Consider the following 659-nt stretch of genomic DNA (forward strand, 5'->3'; position numbering starts at 1 on the left):
TCGGCCGGGGTGTCGTAGCGGTGGTAGAACCCGTATCGGCGCACGAGGTGGCCGTTCTTGGACTCGATGGTGGCTTGGTCGTTGCTCTTGTAGGGCCGGGATCGGGTGAAGAACACATCCCGGTCACCGGCCCAGCCGATGATCTGGTGGTTGATGAACTCCGAGCCGTTGTCGCAATCGATGCCCGTCACGGCGAACGGCACCGCCTCAACGAACGCGTCGAAAGCGGCCAGCACGTGCACGCGGGCGTTGTTCCGGATGGGATGGGTGTACACCCAGCCGGTGTGCACGCAGGTGAAGTTCACACTCCTGGCGAACTCGCCCTTCAGGGTGGGCCCGCAATGGGCGACCGTGTCGACCTCGAAGAACCCGGGTTCGCCCTCGACCTCGTCACCGGCCTTGCGTACCTGGATCGATTGGCGCAACAGGTGCCCGGGCTTGGTGCTGGTCTTGCCGCGGATCGGGTCCCGCGCTTTGGCCGGCGCCAGGTAGCGGTCGATCGTGGCCGCCGACATGGCCTCGAGAGAGCTCGGGTGCTGTCAGATGGTTTGTGTAAGCGGTCCTTCTACCGGAAGGAACCATGATGAGTGTTGTGACCGATACGACGAATCATTCGAACAGGCTGTCTGCTGCCGAGCGACGTGCTTTGCGGGCTGAGG

1 protein-coding gene is annotated in these 659 nt (G+C 63.7%); it reads right to left on the bottom strand.

All coding sequences use genetic code 11. The features are described 5' to 3' along the window. Positions 1-515: DDE-type integrase/transposase/recombinase (locus H5397_RS17515; RefSeq protein WP_255439042.1), on the bottom strand; the 515-nt coding region annotated here is incomplete at its 3' end. Positions 516-659 lie beyond the last annotated feature (144 nt).

This window comes from Propioniciclava sp. MC1683 (assembly GCF_014164675.1).
Taxonomy (GTDB): Bacteria; Actinomycetota; Actinomycetes; order Propionibacteriales; family Propionibacteriaceae; genus Propioniciclava.